The sequence below is a fragment of the Providencia sp. PROV119 genome (genome assembly GCF_028482435.1).
In the GTDB taxonomy this organism is placed as follows: Bacteria; Pseudomonadota; Gammaproteobacteria; order Enterobacterales; family Enterobacteriaceae; genus Providencia; species Providencia stuartii.
Genome location: NZ_JAMPQL010000024.1, coordinates 47,743 through 69,944 on the forward strand (window position 1 = coordinate 47,743; position 22,202 = coordinate 69,944).

Consider the following 22,202-nt stretch of genomic DNA (forward strand, 5'->3'; position numbering starts at 1 on the left):
TCATGCATACAGAAGGCGTTGGATTGAGCACATTAGACTACGGGATATTTATCCTGTATGTGCTTATTATCATATCAGTCGGTTTATGGGTTTCTCGTAATAAAAAAGGCGAGAAAAAAGGCACTAAAGACTATTTCTTAGCAGGAAAAACATTACCGTGGTGGGCTATTGGCTCTTCATTAATAGCTGCAAACATCTCTGCCGAGCAGTTTATCGGTATGTCAGGTTCAGGGTTTTCTATCGGATTAGCGATTGCCTCTTATGAGTGGATGGCTGCGTTAACACTAATTATTGTTGCTAAATATTTCATGCCTATTTTTATCGATAAGGGTATTTTTACTATCCCTGAATTCGTTGAAAAACGGTTTAATCGTACGTTAAAAACGATTTTAGCAGTATTTTGGCTAGCTTTATTTGTCTTTGTTAACTTAACATCTGTTCTTTATTTAGGTGCGTTGGCTCTACAGACTATCCTTGGCATTCCAATGTCTTATGCAATATTGGGTTTGGCGCTGTTTGCTATTGCCTACTCTCTTTATGGTGGTCTATCGGCAGTGGCGTGGACCGATGTTGTTCAAGTCTTCTTCCTTATTTTGGGTGGCTTACTGACGGCTATCATGGCGGTGAGTTACATCGGTGGTGATGCAGGGATCATGGCAGGTATGAGCCGTATGGTTAGTGAAGCTCCCCAGCATTTTGAAATGATTTTAAGCCAAGATAACCCTCAGTTTAGCAATTTACCGGGTATTGCGGTGTTGATTGGTGGTTTGTGGATCGCTAACTTGTATTATTGGGGTTTCAACCAATATATTATCCAACGCGCTTTAGCGGCTAAATCTATCAATGAAGCACAAAAAGGTCTGGTTTTTGCTGCCTTCTTGAAATTAATTGTTCCTATCCTTGTTGTTGTTCCAGGGATTGCAGCGTATGTGATTGTCACTGATCCACAATTACTTGCGGGACTTGGTACAATGGCCCAAGAGCATATTCCAACGCTCGCACAGGCCGATAAAGCCTATCCATGGTTAACGCAATTCTTACCTGTCGGAGCGAAAGGGGTTGTATTTGCGGCATTGGCTGCTGCAATTGTTTCATCATTAGCGTCAATGTTGAACTCGGTCGCAACCATTTTCACGATGGATATCTATAAAGAGTATATTGCGCCTTCGACCAGCGATCATAAATTAGTTAATGTAGGTCGAGTCAGTGCGGTCGTGGCATTAATTATTGCCTGCTTTATTGCTCCATTACTGGGGAATATTGGCCAAGCTTTCCAATATATCCAGGAATATACAGGTTTAGTTAGCCCAGGTATTTTAGCCGTCTTCTTGTTAGGGTTGTTCTGGAAAAAAACGAATGCAAAAGGGGCAATTATTGGTGTGCTTCTTTCTATTCCGTTTGCATTATTCTTGAAGTTAATGCCTTTAGGTATGCCATTCCTTGACCAGATGATGTATACCTTCTTCTTTACTGCGGTAGTGATTGGGCTGATCAGCTTAACAACATCAAAAGAAGATGATAGCCGAGGTGCAATTATCCTGACATCAGAAACTTTTAAAACATCAACAGGCTTCAACGTTGCTTCTTATGCAATCATGATTATCTTGTGTGTACTGTATGCGCTGTTTTGGTAAGACATGGGCTTGATCAATAACGGGGACAGATGTCCCCGTTTTAGATCGAATAAATAAAGTTTTAGGTGTTGATTTCTTATTTTATTGGGAAAGTAAAAGAATAATACACCAATAATTTGTCAATCATCGGAGGGTATTTCTGAATATTTTGTTTTAATATGTCATGAGTAAACGCGTTATATTGGCCAGTTTAATGAACATGTTATTACTCAGGGTAACAAGGAATGTATATGCGCCATTTATTAAAAATTGCAGTTTTGCTGACTACAACTCTACATTCGATATCAGTCAGTGCAAATGAATATGCCCAAGATGATGAAAGTTACCTTCAATTTCTGAATGAAGAGGTGTCATATTATTGTTATTCCGAGCTAGAAAATCTTATTCTTAGTTCAAATTATCCACCCGCCGTAAAATATAAAAAGTCTTCCGATAGAGTCTCTATGGATGCCAGTTATCAAGACGAAAATATATTAGAAATAGGCATAATCGACAGTTGTAGCGATTATCTTCCGGGAGAGCAATTACAAAGGCCAATAGGCACTTTAAGTTATTTACTGAGATCAAATACGTTATGGATGACAGATAGTGATGGTCGGAAATTAAAGCAATTGGCGTTTGATAAAAAGTTAGGGGAGCAATATCAAAACTGCATTAAAAGAGAACAGTTTTGCTCTCAACGGCGCGAGCAGATCGGCTCTGAATTTTTTTCACCTAAATCAGATACATGGGTGGTCGTTGGCGAAAAAAAAGCATATTTCCACTCCGCTCCAACACCAGAATGCAAGAGTAATATTAATTTTGTAATACCTAATGATAAGGTGAAGGTTTTTAATCAACTAGCTAACTCTATGATTGATGATGAGGAAAATGAATATGTCTTTGTAAGTTATGGTAGAGCGAGAGGTTGGTTAAATGTGGAATCCGTATCCAAGCCTGAGGATATCTATTATAAGCTTGAGGAGCCATCAAAAGGGAATTATAGAGTTAAAGAAAAACGCCTCTACTTTTATGAAGACCCAGCCTTAGCTTGCGAAAAACCTGGACAGCCTTATGTCATTGAAGGGGATTCAGTATGGCTATTTAGTGCGCAAGAGTTTCCCGGTTTTGCTTACGCAAGTTACACTAACCCTAATACTGGAACGTTTACAACAGGGTGGCTACGGATTAATGGGCTAGAGAAAGAATAGAGTCACCCTATAGAAATTGAAATAATAAATGAATAGAGCCGTGGTAAATAGCGTTATATCTATTTAGCCACGGGTTAATATCTTAATGGGCATTTACTTTTTATCAGTATAAATCTGGCAGGGATAGTATTGGTAGAAAGAGTATTCACAACTTTTGTGAGTTTGACTTGTGCTAAATAATAATTCGCTTTTTCTTTATCCATAACAACGTCATATCCGTGATCATACATATAGGCTATATTTTTAAAGGCGGTGTTTTCGAGAGTATTTTACCAATGAAATAACGTATGGCTCCTTTTTGACTGTTGGATGAGCTTTATGCCGATGTAGTGAGTCACTTGAAAACGGTATTCGAAAATTTGCAGTGCCAGAGATGACGAGTAGAAACCGCAAAGCAGATGCAAATAACGACCATGGAAAGACTTTTAAGAGTATTGTCTGTAAGAGGAAAAATTGACATTCTGCCATGGTCGTTTAATTTCAATCGGTTTAGCGTTGAATTAACTTAACTTCCTGTAAACCAAATAAAGCCACCCATTGTAATAACTGATAAAATGGTACTCCAAAATAGTGTTGATGCCATTTCTTGCTCCCCTGTTTTATATTCCACCGCAAAAATAACCGCTATTGATGCTGTAGGGATAGCCAGTGTTACAGACACTAAGCCTCGCTCGACATGAGGTATATGTAACGCCATCATAATTACCAGTATAATTAAAGGTAATAGAATATTTTTACTCAGAACGTTTATGATAACAGATAGAGAAAAACTCACTTTTTGTGCATAGAGAACAGCGCCTACAGCAAATAATGCCACTCCACCAGTTGCTTGACCTAATAAAATAAATGAACCTTTTAAAAACTTAGGCATATCCAATCCAATCAGTAATAAAATAAAAGCTAGGATAGGTGCCCATACGACAGGTTGCATTAACGCATTTTTTATACTGTTAGCAACAATTGAAAATACACTTTTCTTATTTGTTGATGTGTTGTCAGAATCGCCACCAACTAAAAAGACTAATGCTAATGGAACCTGAATTAAATTCATTAATAAGCTACCGACGGCAATTGCAATATCAGCATCTGTAGTAAACAGAACGCCTAATACAGGGGTTCCAACAAAAGGTACAGCAGGACCGGCAATAGCAATGGAACGTAATGCGGCTAAACGAGCGCTAGATTTGAAGATGAAGCGGGAAATAAGGAAAACAGCAAGAAACCCCACCACCATGCCCACGAATATCCACAAGAAAACATCAACGTTATTGATTACTTCTGTTAATGGAGTACTTAATATTCCTGCAAATAGCAATAATGGTAAGGCATACAACATAACCATTTTATTTAATATAGTGGCTTGATCCTTATTGAAGTCATGTCGATACCCTGCAAAATATCCGAGTAAAAGAGTAACCACAATAGGCAGTAACGCTGTAATAATAGTATCTAACATTAGATAACCTCTTTTATACGCAAAAAAGGCGCAATAACACGCATTGCGCCTCAAGTTTATTTAATTACAACAAAGGAGGTGTCGTAGGAATAATAGGAACTTCAATCACGGTAGGAACTGAACGTGAAAATGCCACCTTACATATTTGGCTTATCTCATCTATTGTTTCAGCACGTACGCCAACACAACCATAACCTTTAGCTAAAGAAGTGATATCTATATCAGGCAAGTCAAGGCCCGGAACGCCTGGGGAATCTTCTAATTCAGCAAAGGATTTCAAGATCGCATATTCATAGTTTCGTGGTACAACAAACAATATAGGTAGCTTAAGTTGAGCAGCTGTCCATAGGCCTTGAATTGAATATTGCAAAGAACCATCACCGATAATGGCTAGAACAGGACGATTTCTACCGCTATCTCTTTCTGCTAATGCGATACCAATACTTGCGGGTAAATTCCAGCCAAGGCTTCCGCTTGCAAAAGTGTAGAAAGAGTCTGGCTTATCAATAGGCCATGCGGTATGCAATTCACCAAGATTAGAGGGTGATTCTTCGATTAACACAGTATTTTCGGGAGTAAACTCACGTAACCCTTGAAATAATTCTAATGCAGAAAGCTGTTGACCTTTATGTGGTAATGGCGGTGCTGCTGGGTGAGGTGACATTCTGTGATGTTGTTGCGGAACTTTAGGCGGTGTTATTGAGCGTTTTGGCACTAGATTGAGTAATGCTTCCAGTGCTAACACCGGGCTAGATAACAAACTATCACCAACAGGAGCTCTTCCAGATTCATTAGGGTCATCAGTAATATGCAGTAATTTTAACCCCTCGGGAATATATTCGCCTTCCACATAAGGATAATAGCGAAATATCGGTGCGCCAATAACAATAGCGACATCATAGCCTTTCAATTTTTCTGATAACGGTTGAATAGCAAAAGGCAATCCGCCAGCATAAAGAGGATGGTTCTCAGGGAATGAGGGCACCTCTGACGCGGGGGCACTGAATACATGGCAATTCAATTTTTCTGCTAATTGGATCCCAATATCCCAGCCTTTCCCTCGAGCAATACCAGAACCATATATAAGTGCTGGATTTTTAGCCGTTGATAGCTTATCGGCAAATTGAGAAATCCGGATAGGGTCTGGCGCAAATTGTGATGCAACAGTGCGTACTACAGCATCACCTAATGCAGGTTTATCCCAATCATCTAGCGGAATGGATAAAAAAACAGGACCAGCAGGTGGTTGTAATGCCATTGCATAAGCGCGCATATAAATGCAGCGGGTACATCTTCTGCTCTGACAGGTTCATAGCTCCATTTTATCCAAGGTTTAGGCAGTTCTGTTGGTGAAACGTTGGTTAACCAAGGTTCCATTAACAACATTTCACGAGTTTGATTACCCGCAGTAATAATTAATGGTGTTTTATTCTGTGCCGCAGTCATAATATTACTCATTGAGTTACTTAGGCCTGCGGAGGTATGGACGTTGACGATAGCTGGTTTTCGAGTCGCCTGAGCATAGCCGTCGGCAGCACCAACCGCTGATGATTCGTGTAATGTTTGAATGTAACGAAAATCTTTAGGGAAATTTTTTAAAAAAGTCTCCTCTGTTGAGCCTGGGTTACCAAATAAAGTCGTTAGTTCAAGCTGACGTAATAAATCAAAGGTGACGTCACGGATAGTTTTTGTCTTCATATCGTACTAATTCCTTAAATCAATAAAAGTTAATATTGGTCATGCAGGTTCTAGCTAAATGAAAAACAACAATGGCATTTTGAAGAGTGTTAACTATCTAATTTCGTTTAGTTGCTTGATTATTTATCATAACACCAGTTATTTAAGATGTAATGAAGTTATAATATTTTAATATTAACTCTATTGATATTTATAAACATTAACGCAATCATTAATAGATTTGTTTTAGATTTAATAACTATTTACTTTTGATTATTATTTATTGAGTGGTTTTGTTTGATATGGTGTAAAGATTAATTCAAATAAACATAATGTTGCGTTTATTTTGTCTATTTATGATTGCTTTTCTTATAGGCTAAGTTTATTTTTTTTATATCTTATAAGGTATTTTATCAGTTGGTTTTTTATTTAAGTAAACATTGTCCATAAAATCAATAAATTGAATTTTAAGGTTTATTTCCATTGTCTGTTCTAATTTTTATTTAGATGAGTTTGTTAATAAAATCAATCACATTCGTTTAACTGTGCTATTTATGAATTTTAACTGTTTTTATCGGTGCTGCATCACTGATTGCTGTATATTGGGAATAATTAATTCTTTTTCCATCTAACGCATTAAGATAACGTAAATTAACATTAACTTTTAACAGATGAACCGATAATTGCTTTTGATGGATTAAAATAAAAATGGAGGTCGGCTTCGCTGATTTTGAAAAGTAATATTGGACTCACTGTTAAATGTGTACATATTGAATCAAAGGTAATTCATATGATAAAACCAGTATCAACCACAAAATTATCACAAGTATCTGCATAGGCAGTTGCAGAAGCTACGAGTATTAAAGTAACCATAGGAAATCGGTGCATAATATCCTTTTAGGTTTATTCAATAGAATTAAAACTAAAATCTATCGCTATTAAAGGGATATTTCATTTAAGAAAATTGGGAATGAGTCGATTATGGGGACAGGGGTCCCCATATTTGATCATAATGATTAAATAACAAACAAGTCCATAAACGCATTGACCGGCATCGCTTCAAGCAATGGCTTATCAAGTGATGCAGCAAGAATTCGTCTTTGTTGCGTTTCAGGGAACTGACGCGCTAGATTGGTCCTGTATTTCTTTAATAGTAGAGGGATCCCTTCTTTACGGCGACGTTTGTGGCCAACTGGGTATTCGATTAATACTTCATCAAGGCATTGACCATCTTTAAGCTTAATCGTTAACCCATTGGCGATAGAGCGCTTCTCAGGATCATGGTAATCCTGTGTGAAGCTAGGCTCTTCACGGCAAACTATTTTGCTACGTAAGTTATCAATACGTGGGTCATTAGCAATATTATCTTCATAGTCAGCAGCGGTTAAACGCCCAAAAATCAATGGGATCGCAACCATATATTGAATACAGTGGTCTCGGTCAGCTGGGTTATTAAGTGGCCCTTGTTTATCAATAATCCGTACACAAGCTTCATGGGTGCGTATCGATACGCTCTCAATATCATCAGCACTTTTACCAAGTGATTTTAATTGCTCATGCAGTTGTAATGCAGCTTCCACCGCAGTTTGTGCATGGAATTCAGCAGGGAACGAAATTTTAAACAGCACATTCTCCATAACATAAGAGCCATAGGGGCGTTGGAAACGGAAAGCTTGCCCATTAAACAGCGCATCATAGAAGCCCCATGTTTTTGCGGTTAGTGCGCTGGGATAGCCCATTTCACCTTTTTGTGCCATAAGAGCTAGCCGAACTGCTCGAGAGGTTGCATCCCCCGCAGCCCATGATTTACGCGAACCTGTATTTGGTGCATGTCGATAAGTACGTAAACTGTGGCCGTCAATCCAAGCGAGGGATACCGCATTTAATATCTCTTCGCGATTGAGTCCTAACATCTGTGCTACGACGGCGGTAGAGGCTACTTTGACTAAAATAACATGGTCAAGCCCTACCTTATTAAAGGCATTTTCTAAGGCGATACATCCTTGAATTTCATGTGCTTTGATCATAGCGGTGAGCACATGCCGAATTGTTAAAGGTGGTTTACCTTTTGCGAGCGCTTCTCGCGATAACCAATCCGCGACCGCGAGAATACCGCCTAAGTTATCAGAGGGATGGCCCCACTCAGCTGCAAGCCAAGTATCATTAAAATCTAACCAGCGGATCATGGTGCCAATATTGAAAGCGGCCTGTACAGGGTCGAGTTGAAATTGCGTGCCAGGTACTTTTGCGCCATTAGGCACGACCGTACCTGGAACGATAGGACCGAGCAATTTTTTACATGCAGGATACTCGAGCGACTCCATACCGCAACCAAGCGTGTCTAGAAAGCAATAATAGGCGGTGTCATAAGCTAAGTCAGAGACGATGGGATATTCGGTGACATAATCGACGATATCACTGATCACTTTATCGAATTCTTGCTGATTTAAGGTAGCTGTTGTCATTGATATGATCCTTATTAACGCTGTTCCATGCGAGTAAATAGTTTGTTTTCTGGGCCAATATAGTTAGCAGAAGGGCGAATAATTTTATTATCTTGGCGCTGCTCGATGATGTGTGCGGACCAACCTGCGGTTCGTGCCATAACAAACAGTGGGGTAAACATGGCGGTCGGAATTCCCATCAAATGATAAGTGACTGCGGAGAACCAATCTAAATTCGGGAACATATTTTTTTCACGCTTCATCACCGACTCTAAATGGTGTGCGATATCATAAAGTTGACGGTTTAAATTTTGCTCAGACAGTTGCAGTGCTACCGATTTAATAATGGGGTGACGGGGATCTGCAAGGGTATAAACGGGATGACCGAAGCCGATGATCACCTCTGATTTAGCGAGACGCGCCATAATATCGCGTTCCGCTTCCTCAATAGAGGCATAGCGTTGTTGTATCTCTAAAGAAACCTCATTTGCTCCACCATGCTTAGGCCCACGTAATGCTGCGATTGCTCCTGTTATTGCAGAGTAAAAATCGGTGCCTGTTCCGGCAATGACACGAGCAGCAAAAGTGGAGGCATTAAATTCATGTTCAGCGTAGAGAATAGAGGCTATGTGCATGAAACGTTCCCACTGCGCTGGTGGCTTCTTACCGTGTAAAAGATGCAGAAAATGTGCGCCAATCGACTCATCATCGGTTTCTGTTTCAATTCGGCGTCCATGATGGCTAAAGTGATACCAATACAGCAGCATGGAGCCGAGAGAGGCAAGTAACCTGTCAGCAATCTCTTTGGCTCCGGCTAATGTGTGCGCCTCTTTTTCAGGTAAAACACAACCCATGACAGAAACGCCTGTACGCATCACATCCATGGGATGGGCATTTGCAGGGATTGATTCTAAGGTTTGTTTTACACTGGCGGGTAAGCCCCTTAATGCCTTTAATTTTTCTTTATAAGCCGTTAATTCAGAGCTTGTGGGGAGCTTTTCATGAATGAGGAGGTAAGCAACCTCTTCAAATTCACACTGAGTAGCGAGATCGTGTATATCATAGCCTCGGTAGTGCAAATCATTGCCATTTTTACCGACAGTACAAAGTGCGGTATTCCCCGCCGCGATACCTGAAAGTGCAACGGATTTTTTGGGTTTAAATTGCGATGTGTTAGAAGTGTTCAGTTGTTCAGTCATCGGATCATCCTTTGTAGGGTTTACACAACGTGTTTTATTGAATTAATTATTTCTGTTGTGAAAATAAGGCATCTAATTTTTGTTCATAATCGTAATAGTTAATACTTTGGTACAACTCGTCACGGGTCTGCATGATTGGCACAACACTTTTTTGCGTACCCTCTTGACGTAAAGTGGTATAAACCTGCTCTGCGGCTTTATTCATTGCACGGAAAGCAGAAAGGGGATACAGCGCAATCGCAATGCCAACACTGCGTAACTCATCAAGGGTAAAGAGTGGGGTTTTCCCAAACTCAGTCAGATTGGCAAGGACAGGTACTTGAGTATGATTGACGAATTGTTGATACATGCTTAATTCGGTTATTGCCTCAGGGAAGAGCATATCAGCCCCCGCTTCGATATAGGCATGCGCTCTTTCTAGAGCGGCCTCTAACCCTTCAACAGCGAGAGCATCAGTCCGAGCCATGATCACAAAATTATCATCAACACGCGCATCGACCGCAGCTTTAATGCGATCAACCATCTCTTGTGTAGAGACTATTTCTTTGTTTGGTCGGTGACCACAACGCTTTGCTCCGACCTGATCTTCTAAATGTAGACCGGCTGCACCTGCTTTATAGATAGATTTCACTGTCCTAGCGACATTAAATGCGGAGGGGCCAAAACCAATATCGGCATCTACCATTAAAGGGAGATCACACACATCGGTGATGCGCCGAATATCAATTAAAACATCGTCTAAAGTGGAAATTCCTAAATCGGGTAAGCCTAAAGAGCCAGCCGCTACGCCACCACCAGAAAGATAAATGGCTTTGTAACCTGCACGCTGGGCAAGTAAGGCATGATTGGCATTGATCGTGCCAACTAGCTGTAGAGGTGTTTCACTATCCAATGCATTACGAAACGCTTGTCCGGCTGAAATAGATGACATAGAAAGCCTCATGTTATCAAAGTGCTAATAAAGTGTAGCTGAGTTTGTTTTAATTATGCGTAGCAAGTGCCGTGCCATAATCGCCGAATAATGGGATAATTATTTTATTTATTGAAAATCAATTAGATGTGAATAGTGTTGTTTTTGTGAGCTAACTTGGAGTTTTGTATAAAGCCATTGTGTTGTTTCAATGAAACAGTGCTAATGTCTATTGAAACATTATATGAAACGTAATTGGGTTTCAGGATCAAACTTATGCAAAAACCAATTATTTGGACAGTTTCTGTCTCTCGATTATTTACACTATTTCGTGATATCAGCCCAGAATTTAGCGCTCAAGCGGAGATAACACCACTCAATATGGGGTTTGAGCAGGCGGCAGAAGAGGTGCGTGAACGGCTCAAAACCGGGCATTGTGATGCAATAATTAGTGCTGGTTCAAATGGCGCTTACTTAAAAAGTCACGTATCGGTTCCGGTGATCATCGTTAAAGTCAGTGGGTTCGATGTGATGCAAGCGCTCGCGAAAGCACGTGAGATCAGTCATAAAGTTGGCATTATTAATTATCAAAAAATTATCCCTTCATTAGATGAGTTTCAAAGAAACTTTGGTTTGCGCATTGAACAACGTAGCTATATCACCGCAGAGGATGCAAGGGCGCAATTAAAGTCATTAAAAGCCATGGGGATCAATGTGGTTGTTGGTGCAGGGCTGATTATGGATCTTGCCCAAGAGTTGGGAATGACGGGGATCTTTATTTATTCAACCGAAACAATACGCCAAGCTTTTTACGATGCTATTGAATTAAGTCGCATTTCTTACGATCAAAAAACCACACCAATCGGTTATCAGCCAGAAAACACAACCAAAGTACGACATACAATCAATGACTTAATTGGTGCTTCCCCTTTAATGGAACGAGTACGCCAAGAGATTATGCTTTACGCGCGCTCTGAGGCAACAGTGTTAATTCAAGGGGAAAGTGGCACAGGAAAGGAAATGGTGGCGCAAGCTATCCATCATGAATATCGATTATTTAATCAGCATAAAAGAAAGGCACCTATGCCATTTGTTGCTGTCAACTGTGGTGCTATCCCTGAAAATTTATTAGAAGCAGAGCTATTTGGCTATGAAGAAGGAGCATTTACTGGCTCTCGGCGCGGAGGGCGAGCAGGTTTATTTGAAATGGCAAATGGCGGCACCTTATTTTTAGATGAAATAGGGGAAATGCCATTAGCGTTGCAAACTCGGTTGTTAAGGGTATTGGAAGAAATGACGGTGGTACGTATTGGCGGATATCGCCCATTACAGGTGAACGTCCGTGTCATTTGTGCGACCCACTGTGACCTTGATAATTGGGTAAAAGAAGGGCGTTTTAGAGCCGATTTATTTTATCGACTGGGTGTTTTACGCATGAAAGTACCTTCATTACATGAACGCGGAGAGGATATCTATATGCTAGCAGAGCGGCTACTAAAACTGGCATTTGCTGGCTTACAACAATCACTGCCCGCATTTAGAGTTCAGCAACTATTTAGTTGCCGTGATTTTTTTAAGCACTATTTATGGCCGGGTAACGTGCGTGAATTACGCAACTTAATGGAACGAGTGGCGTTATATTGCAGCGCATATCCAGATAAAGCGATTACGCAAACGATGTTGGTAAGTTTATCGCCTGAACGTGAAACGGTGACGGCGGATTTTACACAAGCTAAGCAAGTCGGTGCCTCACTTTCTGAGGTGATGGATTATTTTAAAGGGGATAGACAAGCCGTTGCACGTTATTTAGGAATAAGCCGCACAACATTATGGCGGAGATTAAAACAGGAAAACGAACAAAATTAATTCAAACGACGTTAATTGCCGATAAATACGATTTTCAATTATAAAAATGAATAAAAAAGATAATTAATCCTAGTAAGTATCTTTAATGATCAAATGGCGCAGCACAATATTGTAATAAAATATTTTTTAATAGATAACCAATAAAATTTATCAATACGATTGTGGTTAAAATTCAATCAATCAGTGCTATTGCTTTTATTGAAGGGCTTGCTTTTAATTCGTTGTTTTAAAAGGTATTTTTATTTTTATTTTTATTGCCTTTGCGGCCAACAACACTTTCCCAAGAAAAATTGTGATTTTTCTCACATAAATATTTTTACTAGTGAGCATTAGTTTTTCTCATTTTAATTTACCCCATTAAAGTTCTATATTGCCGCCAAATTAGTCTTACCATTTTTATTTAAACACCTGCACTAGTCGCCGGACTGGGTATCTTTTGGGTACTCAATATTGCCGCGTGGCCCCCCGATGAATGCAGCGCAGAGACTCAAAATAATTCAATCTGTAGTTAGTTGGCCAAGTCTGAATGGTTAAGTGCATTAAGTAACAATGTGACTAGTGCGAATAAACCCAGTCAACAATGCTGTTATTTGAATGATGGCGAGTCATTATTTATTTTGTCAGTGGGAGAGTAGGTCGTGAAACAGGCCTCTACATTAATGCGCAAACAAGACAGTACATTTGTACCTGTCGCGGGCTTGACCATTTTTGCAATTGCTTCGGGGTATCTAATGAGCCTTATCCCATTATCAATGGGGGGCTTTAATATCGATACAAGTTATGCGGGCTGGTTAGCTAGTGCCTACTATATTGGTTTATTAATTGGGTCAATGATGATCGAACCTATTATTGCTAAAATAGGTCATCGTCTCTCATTTATTGCTTTTTTATTAATGTTGGCGGCAACCGTGGTTATTTTGCCGTGGACACCGAACATTTCTGCTTGGTTACCAAACCGTTTGATTGCGGGGATTGCCGTCGCTGGGATTTTCGTGGTTGTTGAATCGTGGCTCCTGATTGGTGACAGCCCTAAAGAGCGAGCGAAACGCCTCAGTTTTTATATGACATCTCTTTATGGTGGAACCACATTGGGGCAGTTGGCTATTGGTGTTATTGGCACTCAAGGCGCTTATCCATTTATGGTTGTGCTTGGGCTATTACTGCTTGCCGTTTTACCACCACTGTTATTTCGTCAGGGGCAACCAGCATGTGATTCGCATCAAAAACTATCATTGAAAAAAATTGCTCGTCTCAGTAAGCCTGCAATGATTGGTTGTATGACATCCGGAATTTTGATGGGAACAATTTATGGGTTAATGCCTTTATCATTAAAAAATGGCCCATTTAACACTCAACAAGTGGGTGTGTTGATGGCATCAATTATTCTAGGCGGTATGCTGATCCAGCCAGTCGTCAGTAAACTGTCAATTATGATGAGTAAAACGTTGCTGTTAGCGATGGTGTCGTTACTGGGGGTATTTGCAATGGGGATTATTTATATCTCTAACGATTACCTTGTGATGATAGTCGCATTGGCGCTGCTGGGGATGTCTTCGTTTGCACTATACCCAATTGCGATTACGTTGGCCTGTGACAATTTAGATTCTTCTTATATTGTTGCGGCAACTCAAGTTATGTTGTTTAGCTATAGCGTGGGATCTGCTGTGGGTCCATTAGTCGCTGGAACCTTCTTAGAGCAACACAATGGTTTGGTTAACTTCTTCTTTATTGTATTAACGGTTACAACAATTTATATGCTTATTGCCAGTGTGCGTCGTAAAGCGGGTGTATTGGCAAATTAACTATAAAGTTTAAGCCAAAAGCCGTGTTGTTCATTGAGTTAACACGGCTTTTATCGATTAAATAGGGCTATTTCTTTTTATTAAAAGAGATAGCCGCTAATGTTTCACCAACCTCAATATTACCTGTCGCCCCAACAATGCGTTGTTGCCACATTTCCCCTAGTCGAAAATCCCATGATAAAGGTTGAATGACTGTGCGGCCCGCATTTGGTGCAAATGTCAATTCGCTAAAATATAATGTGTCTTCTGACATCAAAAAGTCAGCACGGCAATAGTCAAAAGGGCTGACAAGCCGCTGAGCCAACCTTAGCATCTCTTGGAATAACGGAGGCTCTGCAACGGGCTCTAACATATTCGGATAGCCAAATGTCACAGGTTGCAGCTGCCATTGCGTATCATAGATATTAATAAACTCATTACCCAACTCATCGCTATAGTCGATCTCTGCGTACATTGGTTTACCTGCAAAACAGTGGATACGACAGGTCTCAGGAATGAGCTTTCTATTTTTGTTTGCAAACAGATCAATATATGATTCACAAATTATTTTGGCTTTAATATTTTTATAATGCCGTTCACGCGTGATGTAATACAAATTTTTCATTAAGTGAAATGAAAGCTTGTCTTTCGCTTTTTGTAGATTAAATTGTGCTTTATTGACACAAATAACACTACTACCACTATCATGATTACATTTCAATACGAAACGTTCTGGTAATTTATCAATATTGATTTCATTAACGTCATTATAGGTGGCTAAAATTGGTACTAAATATTGGTCCCCAATTTTTCGAGAAACATATTCCCTGACTGCCAGTTTATCGGCTAATTGTGTATATAACGGATTTCGGTCATATATCATCCGATAATTGACTTTCTCATTAAAGCTTTTGGGAGTATCAAAATTAGGGGTATAACCGATTTTTTTCCTAAACTTATTAGTGAGATAGAGCTTATCGCTGATAACTACCGAACGTAGTTTTTTGAGTAAATATTCGACTTTTTTCATATGAGTCGCCAACCATTCTTTATGTTATTTTTAATATTTTTTTACAATTTGAAATTGTTTGAAGATTATATTTCTTTAAACATAAATAGATATTAAATATGAGGGCTATTGTTAATAAATCTGCTTTTATAATTAATTTTTTCTTAAGGTTGCTTTTAATATAAACAAAAAATCAATAACCTTAACTCGTCTAAGGTATTACACCTAAGATTTATCCTTTTTTATATCAAAATTCATCGTTTTATTTTTATACTCAATAAGTTGATCCTAGAGATAAGTTATCGTATCACCCGTAACCCCGCTAAACCTTAAGAAATAATTTAATTCGAAACTATTAGTTAGCTAATCAATGATTAACCATCTATATTTAAAACGTAAAATTAATCAAATGTATGATGAGGTAACAGTGATGAAAACTAACGAATTTTCTCAGCCTTATTTATTGCTACTCGATATAATCAACCCTGCAATAACACAGTTTAATAAAACAACGAGGGAGACTCACAACCTCGTTGAAGGGTTGGGTGGTACGCCTGATGGTATAGATGTTGATCCTGTAAGACGTTTGATTTACTGGAGTAATATGGGAGATGACTTTGATGCTGATGATGGCTCTATCAATGTGATGAATTTTGATGGAACAGCCAGAAAGATGCTGATAGGCAATGGTCAAATCAGAACGCCAAAACAGCTTCAACTTGAGCAACAATCACAACGATTATATTGGTGCGACCGAGAAGGAGGGAAAATTAGTTCATGCAAAACCGATGGATCCGATTTACAAACTCACGTTGAACGACCACGCAATAATCAAGGTAAAGTCGATATATTAGACCAATGTGTGGGAATTGCCCTCGATGTTGCAAATAATTGGCTCTATTGGACACAAAAAGGTACTGCAAAAGGTGGGCTAGGTCGTTTATTTCGAGTGCCATTACAGCCAAAAGCCAATTATCATCCATCCGATAGGAAAGATATTGAATTATTACTCGACAAGCTTCCCGAGCCTATTGACCTATTAATTGATGAAGAAAAGCAAATTCTGTATTGGACAGATAGGGGCGGGGAGCCAAATGGTAATAGCCTAAATTGTGCGGAAATGACGGAGCATGGGTTGGCTAATTATCGAGTGATTTGCCGAGGTTTTAACGAAACTATCGGCTTAACGTACGATAAAAGTGCTCAATTGATGTATATTGCCGATTTACTTGGCGGGGTTTATCAGGTCACTTTAGCAACTGGCAAAGTCGATAAACTACATCAAGGTAAAGGTTATACAGGTATAGCACAGTATGCGGGTTAGGTATGACCACTTTTATGCGTTTTTATATGGTATATAAAAATAAATTAAAGTATTTCTATATTGACTGATCCTCTTGTCCACCATTATTCACAATCAAGTTTATTTAATGGTGGGCGGAAAGAGAGATAAGGCCTGTCGAGCGACTATTTTGTTTTATGGTTATCAGTCGTCACCCATTTGGATAGAATAATTAAGCCTTCATGCACTGTAAAACCATTACGGCGATAATAACTTTCCGATGGAAAACCTTTCTCAGTATTTAGAATAATAGCGTTAAGATTGCATGTAACGCATTGCTGTTCGATATATTGCATAAATGCACTACCTAGCCCTTTACCCTGAAAATCAGGATGAATAAATAGCTCATCAATATAGTATTCAACCCCTTGATTCCATGGTTTTTTAAAACCAAGGCAAGCACCAACAATGCGCTTTTCTACCTGTATAACATAACCCATAAAATAATTATTACCTAAATGATGGGTAATAAATTCAATTATGGGGTGATGTGATGGCCATTGTTCAAACCAAGGAGCAGAGCTGTAGGTTTCACAGTAAAGTTTTGCGCACTCTTCAACCATTTCGCTGGTTAAAGTAATAAAATTAGCAGGAGGGAGCATGTATATCATCACCTTATTATTTTTTATTGTAATAGTTTATCAACAGAGTCGCACTATTAATACGTTTTAAATGCTCTGTGAGTGATAATAAGAATGGTGTATTTTATACTGATTAATAGATCTGGCTATGTTAGTAATAATGGCAGAATGCGGGTGTATTCGAGTCGTTACATGAAATTAATTTTAATATGTGTATGGATATATAGCTAAAAAATAATTATTACTTTTGCCCATCATAGCCTATTGAAAATGAGTATTCATTATTTTTAAAGTGAGTCTACAAACACGTTTCGAAGATAAGAATAATCAGTGAAGTTGTTGAAGGTCTATTTGTTATATGTGAGTTATAATAATAATTTCTTTTAAATAGGTTTTTATAGCCTTATAGTTATGATTGAATTAGAGTTTGAATTAAACCAAAGGGGATGGATATGAAAAGATGGTTAGTGATATCAATGCTATTATCATTGAGTAGTACTGTATTAGGCGCTACAGATAGATATGATGATTATTTATCTAGAATAAATAGTATTTGTAAAAAACATCCTGAGCCAGCAAATTGTGAAGATGAGGTCAATATTCTTTTACAAAATGTGCTTATGAATGGGGAGTGGACACTTTCTTTTGTAATGCTTCTTCAAGAGTATCGCCTGTTAAATACCATGAGTCCTCTTTTTCATTAGTAATTGATTCACATGTTAAAATCATATGACTAAAAATATCAACTAATAAGGGAATTGACATTTCTTCATGTAGCTCGATATCTAAACTAATTGATAAATTCATCTTTCCCTTTTTACGCTTAGCTGTAAATTTCGGAGTAAAGTGGAAGTAGTCCTAATGCAGTGAGCTGTATTTCGATTTCATTGGCTTTTTTGATATCGTCTTTATTTGAACCATCAAATATATGTTCAGTGCTGATAATTAGTGTGCCACTATTTTTCTCATTTTCAATATCAACAAGTTCAGCCGCCATAGGTAATTGTTCTTGCGTGATTTTTTTATTGAGATAAAGCATCCAACCAACGGGCAGTCTGTCCGGAAAAACATTTTTTTCATTTAAGTGATATTTATTTGTATGAATTAATATCTTCCCTACTTTAATATAATTTTCCATTAAGTTTAATATTAATTTTTTAATTTCATATTGTAATTTTTGCTTATTTTCCAACTTCATGCTTAAGCTAACATCATAATTATCAAAGCTTCTTGCTAGATAATTACTTATTTGTATCCTATTTTTATCTCCATTCCAGATTGCTGAGCCATAAATAGGTGATGATTTTGTTAGTTTATCAACAAATTTATGTTCGATATCCTTGTTTATATTATCATTTTCAATGAATTTCTTCTCAAGGGCTTCTTTCTTTGAGCTTCCAGTAAGGTACCAGCTAGACTGACCTGCAATTTCATTTGTAAACTTTGAAAAAAACAAATAATCATTTACCACATCAGGAATTGAATAATTTTTCTTATTTAAGTAGATTTCTATATCTAATGAGATCTTCATAATTAGTCCTTAAGGTGTGTGAAACACTTTGAGATTTGAATATTTCGCAAATTTCTGTTTAAAATAACTAGCACTTTTGGGTTGCAGAAAATGCCAGTGGCAATAAGGACATTTTCTAATGATTCTATCACAAATTGATGTCGAGTCCCTTGGTTAAAGGTATCTTCTACGCCATCATACCAAGGATCTCCATCTCCTTTAAAAAATTGGTCGTATTTACCTTTAGCCTCTAGGAACAAACATTCAGTTTCTTTCCAGCCATCAAAAGCGACATCTAAACATTTATATTCATTTATATATATCCGTGTACCTTCTAACCCTAAAGTCGTTGAGCAAATACGTTGTTGGTAATTAATTGAGGTTATGGACCTGTGTCACTCAGAACCTCGGCTGACGCTTAGCCTTAAAAACCAAGCTTATTTTTTAACACTTCATACGGTGTTTTACCAGCATGAGCTGAGTGGGGACGATGACAATTATAAAATACTTCCCATTCAGCTAACTTTTCATGTAAATCGACATCATCTTTATAATCGATTAATTGATAAAATTCCTGTTTATCTGTTAAATGAGAACGCTCTACTTTCCCATTCAATCTTGGGGTAGCTGGCCTGATATAAACATGTTCCATCCCTAAATCATGAATATGCCAATTAAATTTTGATTGGAATTCGTGTCCATTATCCGTTCTAATCGTTTTAATTCTAAAGGGAAATTTATCAACGACATAATTAATGAAATCAATGGCATTAGCCTGATTATGCCTCTCATAAATTTTAAGCGCTCTGATCCGTGTCGCATCATCAATCGCCGTATATTGAAAACGTTTAATTCGTTGCCCGTCAGGTGTATTAAAAAATAGAAACTTCACATCAACCTGAACATGATGCCCTGGTACTTGTTTCTGATAACGTTTAAATAGTGGTTTAGAGCGGCTTCGCTGATTTTGAGGGAGTTGATTTAATTTATTTCTAAGCAAGACATAATAGCAACCAGAACGTGATATTTTGATATTATGAAACCGCAGCAGATACCAAGCGATACGTTGGGGACCAAAATGGTAAGTCGTACGCAGATAAATAACTAGCTCTTCGATGTGTTTTGCAACTCTTCTGGTTGGATTTTCAGGGCAGGGTTTATTGTTGATTAATCCTTTCTCGCCATCTCGTTCATAAGCTCTTTTCCAAGTATAAAAAGTTTCTCTACTGATCCCAAAATGACGACAAGTTTTAGCAATATTTTTGCTCTCACGGGCATGATTTAAGATTTTTGTTTTATGTGCAATATCTCGTTTAGCTTTAATGTTCATCATATCTGACCTCCGGCTACAATTAGAAAAAACTAATTGTCAACCGAAGTCCAGATTTTCATAAATGTGGTTCATTTTATCTACATCAAAAGCAAGCTGAACAATTACTGAAATACTAACGTAAATAATGCCACAAAAATAATAATCGATGGTAGGAGTACGTTAGTAATAATACTTCCTACCATACGATTAAATTGTCTTAATTCACTGAATTTTATTATTTATATCTTGTATGAATTCAGCATATGGATTTTTTGCTAATTGATTTTTCATTACTAAAAATAAAGATCCAAAATTAGCAACAAATGCTTCACATGCAGAGGCAATTGCAGATTGATTAGATAGTCGATTTTTTAATGCTGGTTTAATTACTTGCAATTGGTAAGAAAGCATATGAATCAGTTTTTTCCATGATTCAATACACTGCTGACGAGACATGTTTCTTCTGAAGCATATTCCATAAGGTGATTTGACACTCTCTTCTAAAATGATATCGATAATCTTTTGAACAGCATGAATAATTAAAAATGAGCTTCCCCTTTCATTTAAAAGAAGTAAAGTATCTTTTTCATTTTGGGCTATATTTCCATTCTTATCTTTATACTTTAGTTCTTCTAAGTAGAAGTTACAGGCTTCAAGTAGAGTGTAGACAAATAAAATATGTTCAGCTGAAATAGACTGGTTAAATGAAGTCTTGTAAAGGTCATCATCTTCCCATATCTTCATTTTATTGTGATAGCTATCATATGGGCTACCATGCCAAGCCATTAAAGCTTGCGCAGCGGAATGAGCATCTACCTTAAGTTTTCTATCTGTAGTGATTGAGCCTCGAAGACCTCCGTCATATTCACCAGACGGGAGTCTGCTGAATTCACTTCGCAAGCGCTCTTGAATTGAGTCATTAGCTCTAAAGTCTGATTGAAGCACTTTATTTTGGCTATTGTTATATCTAGTAATAGCTTCAATAGTTTGTTTATTCTCACATTTTATAAAACGTATGCCTATTTCTATATCTGATATATCAACATCGTCCGGAAGTGTACCTAGCGACCCCGTGGACTGAGCCCCATTAACAATGGATATTCCTTTAATTGATTTGATTTTCCCATCAGAAATGTCAAAGTCATGAACAAGAGCTGTTATTCCATTATTGTAAACTAAAAAATTCTTTGGGTTTTCCTTGGCTGATAGTTGAATCCCCGCATTAATAATTTTGTCGTTATCTTTATTATTAGCCCCCATGAATTGACGCACGTTTGCACTAAATAATTGAGTTGACGCATGTTTTTTATAAAGTTCGGCGATCCATTCCCCGCTAATTGTTGTGATAAATGCTTGCCATGAATTTTCAGATTTATAAAAACCTTCGCGAGGAGAAGGAAATATTATTTCATCATTTATAGTTATTGGTTGTGTAGATGATTCATAGATGGAGTCTAAAGTTTCTAAACCTACTTCTTTCAAGCTTAGATTTATTTTATGCCCATCTAATTCATATTTTTTTAATTGCTCTTTAGATGATTCAAAACATGGTGTCATTTGTTGTTGTATTTGTTTTGATTCAGGGCAATTGTGGAGAAACCAAACATGTAATGTGCTAATTTGACCAGACTGAAACGCATCCCTTGCATCAAGAACATGAGGCCGAATACCTTCAGGTATATCATTTTCATCTGCTGTTAATAGCACCCCAAGTGCATATGAAAGATCAGTTCCTTTATTGCCTTTGGCAGTAGGCTTAAATGTTTGAGCTTCATAAGCCTGAATCAAAACAACAGAGCTAAGCTCTCTACTAACAAATAAAACATCTATCTTTGCATCGTCACTACCACCAGTTATTGCAGGGGTAAGTATATTTATGGGGTCGTCTAGTGAAAAAAATAATTCTAAAGCAAAAACAGCACCTTTATTTTCATTAAAAATCTCAAGGTCGGCTCTTTTAGTTAATGCATTTACAAAAGAACTGTCAGTAAAAGAATTGTATGGCATAGGGGATTCTCCATTTGTTACTGAAATTGTCCAATATTATTCTTTGTAAGGTAATAACAAAAAAGCCCACCGAAGTGGGCTTTTTTGTTCTTCTAGTGCACGTGCATTTCGAAGTCCATTCTGGGTAATGTTACTGTCCGCTCAACTTTGCTAACTTACTGTTTTTAAAGTTGTTGTCACATCGCTGACAGTTAAAATTTGGTGGAGCTGGCTTGAAGCTCCTGCCTAATGTAACTGTCTGATTCTTCTATCTATGTCGATGAAGTTAATGACACATTAGTGTG

At 37.9% G+C, this 22,202-nt stretch carries 18 protein-coding genes; 6 read left to right on the forward strand and 12 right to left on the reverse strand.

Annotated elements, in window-relative coordinates:
- The first annotated feature begins 2 nt into the window (after positions 1–2).
- Together PSF11_RS17255 and PSF11_RS17260 are read left to right on the forward strand one after the other, a co-directional pair.
- On the forward strand, positions 3–1,634 hold the full coding sequence (locus tag PSF11_RS17255) for a sodium/sugar symporter (protein ID WP_014656376.1): 1,632 nt from the start codon (positions 3–5) through the stop codon (positions 1,632–1,634).
- A gap of 230 nt (positions 1,635–1,864) precedes the next feature.
- A complete protein-coding gene (locus tag PSF11_RS17260) occupies positions 1,865–2,824 on the forward strand; it encodes a hypothetical protein (RefSeq protein ID WP_225829651.1) in 960 nt (319 codons plus the stop codon).
- A gap of 505 nt (positions 2,825–3,329) precedes the next feature.
- Here PSF11_RS17260 and PSF11_RS17265 read toward each other — a convergent pair.
- From PSF11_RS17265 to prpB, 6 genes are all read right to left on the reverse strand, one after another.
- Positions 3,330–4,280, reverse strand: coding sequence for an AEC family transporter (locus PSF11_RS17265; RefSeq protein WP_014656374.1), 951 nt, complete (start codon positions 4,278–4,280; stop codon positions 3,330–3,332).
- A 64-nt stretch (positions 4,281–4,344) separates the two neighbouring features.
- Complete coding sequence (locus tag PSF11_RS17270) at positions 4,345–5,538, reverse strand: thiamine pyrophosphate-dependent enzyme (RefSeq protein WP_225829652.1); 1,194 nt, start codon at positions 5,536–5,538, stop codon at positions 4,345–4,347.
- On the reverse strand, positions 5,490–5,978 hold the full coding sequence (locus PSF11_RS17275) for a thiamine pyrophosphate-binding protein (RefSeq protein ID WP_225829653.1): 489 nt from the start codon (positions 5,976–5,978) through the stop codon (positions 5,490–5,492). The genes PSF11_RS17270 and PSF11_RS17275 overlap by 49 nt, the downstream gene beginning before the upstream one ends.
- Positions 5,979–6,973: 995 nt before the next feature.
- On the reverse strand, positions 6,974–8,422 hold the full coding sequence (locus PSF11_RS17280) for a bifunctional 2-methylcitrate dehydratase/aconitate hydratase (RefSeq protein ID WP_004921626.1): 1,449 nt from the start codon (positions 8,420–8,422) through the stop codon (positions 6,974–6,976).
- A 14-nt stretch (positions 8,423–8,436) separates the two neighbouring features.
- On the reverse strand, positions 8,437–9,600 hold the full coding sequence (gene prpC / locus PSF11_RS17285; protein WP_036941124.1) for a bifunctional 2-methylcitrate synthase/citrate synthase: 1,164 nt from the start codon (positions 9,598–9,600) through the stop codon (positions 8,437–8,439).
- Positions 9,601–9,646: 46 nt separating this feature from the next.
- On the reverse strand, positions 9,647–10,531 hold the full coding sequence (gene prpB, locus PSF11_RS17290) for a methylisocitrate lyase (RefSeq protein ID WP_040133335.1): 885 nt from the start codon (positions 10,529–10,531) through the stop codon (positions 9,647–9,649).
- A gap of 255 nt (positions 10,532–10,786) precedes the next feature.
- Between prpB and prpR the strand changes: the two genes are divergently transcribed.
- The gene (prpR, locus tag PSF11_RS17295; protein ID WP_004921616.1) at positions 10,787–12,376 is read left to right on the forward strand and encodes a propionate catabolism operon regulatory protein PrpR; all 1,590 of its coding nucleotides are present in this window, start codon (positions 10,787–10,789) and stop codon (positions 12,374–12,376) included.
- Positions 12,377–13,035: 659 nt separating this feature from the next.
- A complete protein-coding gene (locus PSF11_RS17300; protein WP_004921609.1) occupies positions 13,036–14,178 on the forward strand; it encodes an MFS transporter in 1,143 nt (380 codons plus the stop codon).
- Between the two features lie 67 nt (positions 14,179–14,245).
- On the opposite strand, the gene PSF11_RS17305 is transcribed toward PSF11_RS17300, so the two are convergent.
- The gene (locus PSF11_RS17305; protein WP_014656368.1) at positions 14,246–15,187 is read right to left on the reverse strand and encodes an ATP-grasp fold amidoligase family protein; all 942 of its coding nucleotides are present in this window, start codon (positions 15,185–15,187) and stop codon (positions 14,246–14,248) included.
- Between the two features lie 409 nt (positions 15,188–15,596).
- Here PSF11_RS17305 and PSF11_RS17310 point away from each other — a divergent pair, with 409 nt between their 5' ends.
- Positions 15,597–16,490: a hypothetical protein gene (locus PSF11_RS17310; protein WP_014656367.1), complete on the forward strand. Its 894-nt coding sequence runs from the start codon at positions 15,597–15,599 to the stop codon at positions 16,488–16,490.
- Positions 16,491–16,633: 143 nt separating this feature from the next.
- On the opposite strand, the gene PSF11_RS17315 is transcribed toward PSF11_RS17310, so the two are convergent.
- A complete protein-coding gene (locus tag PSF11_RS17315; protein ID WP_004921602.1) occupies positions 16,634–17,110 on the reverse strand; it encodes a GNAT family N-acetyltransferase in 477 nt (158 codons plus the stop codon).
- A gap of 431 nt (positions 17,111–17,541) precedes the next feature.
- Here PSF11_RS17315 and PSF11_RS17320 point away from each other — a divergent pair, with 431 nt between their 5' ends.
- On the forward strand, positions 17,542–17,793 hold the full coding sequence (locus tag PSF11_RS17320; protein WP_225829654.1) for a hypothetical protein: 252 nt from the start codon (positions 17,542–17,544) through the stop codon (positions 17,791–17,793).
- A 119-nt stretch (positions 17,794–17,912) separates the two neighbouring features.
- On the opposite strand, the gene PSF11_RS17325 is transcribed toward PSF11_RS17320, so the two are convergent.
- The 4 genes from PSF11_RS17325 to PSF11_RS17335 all read right to left on the reverse strand — a co-directional run bounded on the left by PSF11_RS17325 (position 17,913) and on the right by PSF11_RS17335 (position 21,918).
- A complete protein-coding gene (locus PSF11_RS17325) occupies positions 17,913–18,620 on the reverse strand; it encodes an Imm52 family immunity protein (protein WP_072502427.1) in 708 nt (235 codons plus the stop codon).
- A gap of 2 nt (positions 18,621–18,622) precedes the next feature.
- Positions 18,623–18,985, reverse strand: a complete 363-nt coding sequence (locus tag PSF11_RS21395; RefSeq protein ID WP_081368629.1) for a Tox-REase-5 domain-containing protein — start codon at positions 18,983–18,985, stop codon at positions 18,623–18,625.
- A gap of 38 nt (positions 18,986–19,023) precedes the next feature.
- Entirely contained in the window at positions 19,024–19,932 is a 909-nt protein-coding gene (locus PSF11_RS17330) for an IS481 family transposase (RefSeq protein WP_061064139.1), read from the reverse strand.
- A 201-nt stretch (positions 19,933–20,133) separates the two neighbouring features.
- Positions 20,134–21,918 carry an AIPR family protein gene (locus PSF11_RS17335; RefSeq protein ID WP_072502425.1) on the reverse strand — a complete coding sequence of 595 codons (1,785 nt, stop codon included), beginning with the start codon at positions 21,916–21,918 and terminating at the stop codon, positions 20,134–20,136.
- Positions 21,919–22,202 lie beyond the last annotated feature (284 nt).